The sequence below is a fragment of the Neorhizobium sp. S3-V5DH genome, from assembly GCF_004343065.1.
In the GTDB taxonomy this organism is placed as follows: domain Bacteria; phylum Pseudomonadota; class Alphaproteobacteria; order Rhizobiales; family Rhizobiaceae; genus Neorhizobium; species Neorhizobium huautlense.
This window is the reverse complement of sequence record NZ_SMCL01000016.1, coordinates 116944-123267: the sequence shown is the minus strand read 5'-3', so window position 1 is coordinate 123267 and position 6324 is coordinate 116944. Positions and strand designations below refer to the sequence as shown.

Genomic DNA, 6324 nt, shown 5'->3' with positions numbered 1-6324 from the left:
AAATCCGCCGAACCAGAATAAGCAAACCCAGGCGCCAGGCCGGGAGAACTACGGGCCTGACGACCTCAACTGCTCCAACCGCCCGGTGCGGACCCCCATGCCGGGTGGTGTGGGAGGGGCGGAGCCAATAGGCTCCCCCCTATCCCGATTGAAGAAATATTCAACCATATGGTTGACTGTTTGAATTCTCATCTCTATATTCAACTTTATGGTTGAATTATACGCACCCCAACTCGACAATGTCTTTCATGCCCTCGGCGATGCGACGCGCCGGCATATGCTTCGCGACCTGGCGGGTGGAGAGCGAACGGTAAGCCAGCTGGCGGAGCCCTTTGCGATCTCGCTCGCGGCTGCCTCCAAGCACATCAAGGCGCTGGAAAATGCCGGGCTGATCCGCCGTGAGGTGCGCGGCCGCACCCATATCTGCCGCCTTGCCCCCGGGCCGCTCGCCAGCGCCCACGAATGGCTGAGCTTCTACGAGCGGTTCTGGAACAACAGGCTGGACGAACTCGAAAGACTTCTCCGCGAGGAGGATGCAGCAAGACCCAAGAAAACCGAAAGAGGAGACGAGACATGAATGACATTGCAGCCATCAGTGCCTATGGCGTGGTAACCGAGCCCGCCACCATCAGGATCGAGCGCCTGCTCCCCAGTTCGATAGACCGGGTATGGGCTTACCTTACGCAAAGCGAACTGCGCCGCCGCTGGCTGGCCTCAGGCGACATGGAGATGAAGGCGGGCTCCTCCTTCGAACTCGTTTGGCGCAACGACGAACTGACCGATCCGCCCGGTAGCCGGCCCGAAGGTTTTCCCGAGGAGCACCGGATGCAGAGCCGTATCACAGAGCTCGACCCGCCCCGCAAGATGACCTTCACCTGGGGAGAGCGTGGCGAGGTCTCCTTCGAACTGGAGGCCATGGGCGGTGAGGTCCTGCTGACCGTCACGCACCGACGCATCTCCGACCGCGCGAATATGCTGATGATCGGCGCGGGCTGGCATATGCATCTGGACGTCCTCGCTGCCCGGCTGACGGGTACCAAGACGGAGCCCTTCTGGGATGGCTGGGAGCGCCTCAAGAAGGAATACGAGCCCCTGATCTCGGCCTGAGCAGTTTCGATGACGGAGGTTCCGTCGGCTTTTGCCGGCGGAGCCAAAGATGCGACGGATTTCGCATTGCCTCAACCCCGGTAGATTGCCTCCAGCCTGGCCAGATCGGCGATCTTCAACTCGACGGGATCCATGCCGTCGCGAAGAGGCTTGAACCAAGCGGATGCCTCCTGGACCCTTTTTCCGTGCGGCTCCGGATAGCCGCCCAACCCCAGCACCCATTGACGAACGATCTCCCGCTCCATCCGGCCGGCGGCGTAGCGATCATGAACCGCCTTGGCCGAGTTGGTCAGGTCTTCGACCTTTTTCATCAATGCACCGACGGATCGGTCGCGGTTTCGTCGAAGAAGGACCGGATACCGTCGCGCTCCACCGTTGCGAGGAATTCATCGAAAGCCTCGCGGTCCGTGGCGAAAGGCTCGTCCCACGAGGTTACGTCTTCCTCTTCGGTGATCACCTCGAGGATCCAGTCGCCTTTGCCGCCTGCGGGGCGGAAGATGTCGACAAGCACGGTGATGCCGTCCTCGGTAAATTCGCCGGCAAGTTCGGAATGTTCGGTTTTGGGGGCCTTGGGCATGGTGATGTCGGCTCTCATGAGACGTCGCGGGGTTGGTTCGGTCGTCACGACCGGGTTTCTGGACGTCAATACACCGCTTCCCGCGCGGACTCCACAGTGATGATGACGACCGACCGCCTTGGTCGCACCAGCGCTTAAAGCCGCTTGATTGGCAAAGGGGCAGGCCTATTTCCCGCTCATGGATACACCGACCCCTCAGCCAGAAACCACCTTCCCAAATTTCAGCTCGCTGAGGCTTGGACTGCAGCGCCTGGAGCGGGGCCGAGATTACTGGGCTCTGCGCTGGCAGGCGCTCCTGGCATTCATCGATCTCAGCATCCTCGCCTTTTTTCTTCTCGGACCCTATCTGAGGACCGGGGCTTCCTACCTGATCATCGATTATGCGATAGCGGTATGGATCGCCGCCGAGCTTGTGGCGCGGGCCCTTGCTGCCCCGTCCTTCCGGACATTTTTCAGAAGACCGATGACGTGGATCGACGCGGTCATCCTCGCGACGCTGCTGTTTCCCGAGACCCTGTTCAACTTCGCCTTCCTCAGAGTAATGCGCCTGTGGGCGATCGGCAAAAGCCCGCTCCTGCGCGAAGGCCTGCGCTGGGCCGGCTGGGGGCATCTTCAGGACGTGGTCCGCGCCGCGCTCAATTTCCTCGTCTTCCTGTTTATGGTCACGGGCTTTGTCTATACCACCTTCTTCTACCGGGAGGAGGGCGGCGAGGGTTTCGTCGATGCCCTCTATTTCACCGTGGCGACCATCACCACCACGGGCTTCGGCGATATCACGCTGCCCGGCACCGCCGGCAAGCTGACATCCGTCATCACCATGATCATCGGCATCTCCCTTTTCGTCAGGCTCGCCCAAGCGGTGGTGCGGCCGTACAAGGTGCAATTTCCCTGTCCTCAATGCGGACTGCAGCGGCACGATACCGACGCCGTACACTGCAAGGCCTGCGGCCACCTTCTCAACATCCCCGACGAAGGCGTCTAGCTTGAGAACTCTCAATTTGGCACCAGCGGAGGCGGCAAGCTCTCACACATGATCACCTCCGTGTGAATCTCGCCGTTCGGCCATATTCCCGCGAAGGATACTGCTCTAGTTTGCGGCATGTTCACACGTCGCGCCGCCTTGATATCCGTCCCTTTCGCGCTTTCCGCTGCCCGCGGCTTTGCCCAGACTGCGTCGCAACTGCCGGTGCCTCAGCCCCCGGTCACCTTGAACACGGTCTTCGAAGGGGCGGCGGAACTAGAACCGCTGAAGGTCGTGCTCGTCTCCCGGAATGGAGCGATGCTCGCCGAGCGGGCGTTCAACGGCCATTCTCTCGATGCCTCGACCAACATCAAGTCGGCTTCGAAATCGGTCGTTTCCTGCCTCGTCGGCATCGCGATCGACAAGCGGCTCCTGGAAGGGCCGGCCCAGAAGATCGCGCCGATCCTGAAGGCTGACCTGCCGGCCAATCCCGATCCGCGCATCCACGACATCACCATCGGCAATCTGCTGTCCATGCAGGCGGGGCTCAGTCGAATGTCCGGGCCGAACTACGGACGCTGGATCGCCAGCCGCAACTGGGTGCGCTTTGCGCTCTCCGAACCGTTCGACGGAGAACCTGGCGGATCGATGCTGTATTCGACGGCCTCGACGCATCTGCTGTCTGCGATCCTCACGCGGGTCGGCAGAAAGCCGACGCTTGCGCTGGCACGCGAGTGGCTGGCGCCGGTGGACGGCTTTCGCATCGGTTCCTGGGAGCGCGATCCGCAGGGCATCTATCTCGGCGGCAACCAGATGGCCATGACCGCCCGTTCCCTACTTGCTTTCGGAGAACTCTACCGGAACGGAGGGAAGACAAAGGATGGAAGGCAGATCGTTTCGAAGGGCTGGATCGATCAGTCCTGGACGCCCCGCACCAATTCCCGCTTTTCCGGCGACGGTTACGGTTACGGCTGGTTCCTCCGGACGATCGGCGGCGAGGAGGTCAAGTTCGGTTGGGGATATGGCGGCCAGATGGTTTATGTCGTCCCATCGCTCGGTCTGACCGTCGTCATGACCTCCGCAGACACCGGACCGTCTGCCCGCAGCGGCTATCGCGACGACTTGCATGACATGCTCGCCGAGATCATCGGCGTCGTGCGGCAAGCGTGAGCGGGGACGTTCTGCGGCAGTATGCCAAAAATAGCCATGCGAATTCAATGTCCCTCTGCGTGATTCCTCCCCGCCTCATCCACGGTCCAAACAAGGACGCTACTCTGTCGGCGTCATCGGACAGGGAGCCGGGTTCGCGAACCGGTCTGTCACGGAAGCAATCCGGCGTCCGGTGATGGTCGTAAAGGCAGGGGAAACGCCGTCAGGGCGCCAGCCCCCGGAAGATGTTTCGGAATTTGGACCCTCCGGAACCGCTCTTCGGGAAAAGCCGGAACGGTCGGGCAGGCGGAAAAGCCTGACACGCACACCACCCCACATTCACTGCCTGCCCATATCCCATTTGGATCAGGCCGTGGCGGAGGTTCCTCCGCCGCGGGTTTCCGTGTTGTTTAAGCTGAAATGTCGATCACGCCGCAATCGCCCGCTTCCGACGAGAACGCGAGAAGCTTGCCGTTGGCGCTCCAGCCCATGCCGGTGATGGCGCCTTTGCCGGGACGGCGCAACAGCGCTTCCTTCGAATCAGCGATCCTGACCCCCAGGATCATCCCGTCGACGAAACCGATCGCCAGCACTTCCTCAGCAGGATGGAAAGCTACCTGCGTCACCATGATGTTTGCGCGAGTGCCGAGTTCGAGCGGCGCCTTGCCCATCGGCCCGTCCTTCGAGGAGAACGGCCAGACGATCGCAGCCGGCGCGCCGGACGAGGCGAGCCACTTGCCTTTCGGCGACCACGAAAGCGATTTCACCTTGGCGGGATAGCCGGTCATCCGCATATGCCGGTTCTCTCCCGGCTTGCCGTCGAGCTTCCAGCCGTGCAGGGCGTTTTCCTGCATGGTGGTGACGAGGAAACGGCCGTCGGGAGAGAAGGTGACGCCGGTATGCGCGCCTTTCCATTCCAGGTCGACCGGATCGCCGGACGTTGCCACCCAGTGCAGCGTGACGCCATTATAGCGGGCGGCGGCGATGCGCAGTCCCTTGGTGGCGAAGGCGAGCGCCTCGACGCTGCGCTCTTCGGTGAATTCCTTCAGCGTGCCATCGTTCTGCTTCACGAAGCTCGATTTGCCATGTGCATAGGCAACTGCGTTCTGCGGTCCGCCGGCAACGACGCTGATCCATTTGCGCGGCGCCTCGGCGACGACCGTCGCTGTGCCGTCGCCGGCGATGCGGCAGACCTTGCCGTCCTCGCCCCCGGTCAGCAAGGTCGTGCTGAACGGGTCGCGGATGCAGGTGAGCAGGCCCTGATGGGCTTCGGCGACTTTCTCGCCGCCGTCGAGCCTGTGGATTGTGCCGGCGGCTGTGGCGAAGAATGGAACGTCGCCGAGGAAATGCGCGGCGACGACATGGCCTTCGAGATCAAGCGGTGCGACTGTCGGCATTACGCAGCAACGGCCTCGCAAGCCCTGAAGCTCTTCTCGATCTTGTCGACATCGAGATCCCGGCCGATGAAGACGAGGCGGGATTCGCGCTTCTCGCCATCCTTCCAGGGACGCTGGTGGTCGCCCTCGACGATCATGTGGACCCCCTGCACGACGTAGCGTTCCTCGTCGCCCTTGAACGCGATGATGCCCTTCAGGCGCAGGATGTTCGGGCCGTCGGTCTGGGTGATCTTCTGGATCCAGGGGAAGAACCGTTCCGGGTTCATCTCGCCGCCGCGCAGCGAGATCGACTTCACGGTCACGTCATGGATCGGCGACATCTCGCCGTGGTGATGGTGGTGGTGATCATGGTCGTGGTCATGGTGATGATGATCATGGTCATGATGGTCGTGCGCGTGGTGGTGATGGTCATGCCCATGATCGTGATCGCAGTCCGGACCGCAGACATGGTCGTCGTGGCCGTGCTCCAGGAAATGCGGATCGTTTTCGAGCGCACGTTCCAGGTTGAAGGCGCCCTGGTCGAGCACGCGGGCAAGATCGACGCCGGAGCGGCTCGTCTTGTAGACGCGGGCGGTCGGGTTGATGGCGCGCACCACGTCTTCGATGACGGCCAGCTCTTCCGGTGTCACAAGGTCGGTCTTGTTGATGACGACGACGTCTGCAAACGCAATCTGATCTTCTGCCTCGCGGGAATCCTTGAGCCGCAGCGGCAGGTGCTTGGCGTCGACCAGGGCGACGACCGCATCGAGCTCGGTCTTGGCGCGCACGTCGTCATCCATGAAGAAGGTCTGTGCGACCGGCACCGGATCGGCAAGGCCGGTGGTCTCGACGATGATGCCGTCGAAGCGGCCGGGGCGGCGCATCAGTCCTTCGACGACGCGGATCAGATCACCGCGCACCGTGCAGCAGACGCAGCCGTTGTTCATTTCGTAGATCTCTTCGTCCGACTCGACGATCAGGTCGTTGTCGATGCCGATCTCGCCGAATTCGTTGACGATGACCGCATATTTCTTGCCGTGGCTTTCGGATAGGATGCGGTTCAAAAGCGTCGTCTTGCCCGCGCCGAGATAACCGGTGAGCACGGTAACGGGAACAGGCTTCTGGGTGGCTGTGTCGGTCATGGAAACCTCGAT

Annotated in this window: 8 protein-coding genes; 4 read left to right on the top strand and 4 right to left on the bottom strand. The window is 61.9% G+C overall.

The features are described from left to right. Positions 1–208: 208 nt before the first annotated feature. Together EDE09_RS20230 and EDE09_RS20225 are read left to right on the top strand one after the other, a co-directional pair. Positions 209–577 (top strand): metalloregulator ArsR/SmtB family transcription factor, encoded by a 369-nt coding sequence (locus EDE09_RS20230; protein WP_105374214.1) that lies wholly within the window; start codon positions 209–211, stop codon positions 575–577. After that, positions 574–1107, top strand: coding sequence for an SRPBCC family protein (locus tag EDE09_RS20225; RefSeq protein WP_132412628.1), 534 nt, complete (start codon positions 574–576; stop codon positions 1105–1107). The genes EDE09_RS20230 and EDE09_RS20225 overlap by 4 nt, the downstream gene beginning before the upstream one ends. Positions 1108–1178: 71 nt before the next feature. Here EDE09_RS20225 and EDE09_RS20220 read toward each other — a convergent pair whose 3' ends face one another. Beyond that, positions 1179–1418, bottom strand: a complete 240-nt coding sequence (locus tag EDE09_RS20220) for a hypothetical protein (RefSeq protein WP_105374212.1) — start codon at positions 1416–1418, stop codon at positions 1179–1181. Then, on the bottom strand, positions 1418–1684 hold the full coding sequence (locus EDE09_RS20215) for a hypothetical protein (protein WP_105374244.1): 267 nt from the start codon (positions 1682–1684) through the stop codon (positions 1418–1420). Before EDE09_RS20215 ends, EDE09_RS20220 begins: the two co-directional genes overlap by 1 nt. A 178-nt stretch (positions 1685–1862) precedes the next feature. On the opposite strand from EDE09_RS20215, the gene EDE09_RS20210 reads away from it, so the two are divergent. Both EDE09_RS20210 and EDE09_RS20205 read left to right on the top strand, forming a co-directional pair. Continuing rightward, the gene (locus tag EDE09_RS20210; RefSeq protein ID WP_105374211.1) at positions 1863–2666 is read left to right on the top strand and encodes a potassium channel family protein; all 804 of its coding nucleotides are present in this window, start codon (positions 1863–1865) and stop codon (positions 2664–2666) included. A 117-nt stretch (positions 2667–2783) separates the two neighbouring features. Continuing rightward, positions 2784–3815, top strand: coding sequence for a serine hydrolase (locus EDE09_RS20205; RefSeq protein ID WP_105374210.1), 1032 nt, complete (start codon positions 2784–2786; stop codon positions 3813–3815). 389 nt (positions 3816–4204) lie between these two features. Here EDE09_RS20205 and EDE09_RS20200 read toward each other — a convergent pair whose 3' ends face one another. Continuing rightward, entirely contained in the window at positions 4205–5191 is a 987-nt protein-coding gene (locus tag EDE09_RS20200) for a WD40 repeat domain-containing protein (protein WP_105374209.1), read from the bottom strand. Beyond that, on the bottom strand, positions 5191–6312 hold the full coding sequence (locus tag EDE09_RS20195; protein WP_132412626.1) for a GTP-binding protein: 1122 nt from the start codon (positions 6310–6312) through the stop codon (positions 5191–5193). Before EDE09_RS20195 ends, EDE09_RS20200 begins: the two co-directional genes overlap by 1 nt. Between the last annotated feature and the right edge of the window lie 12 nt (positions 6313–6324).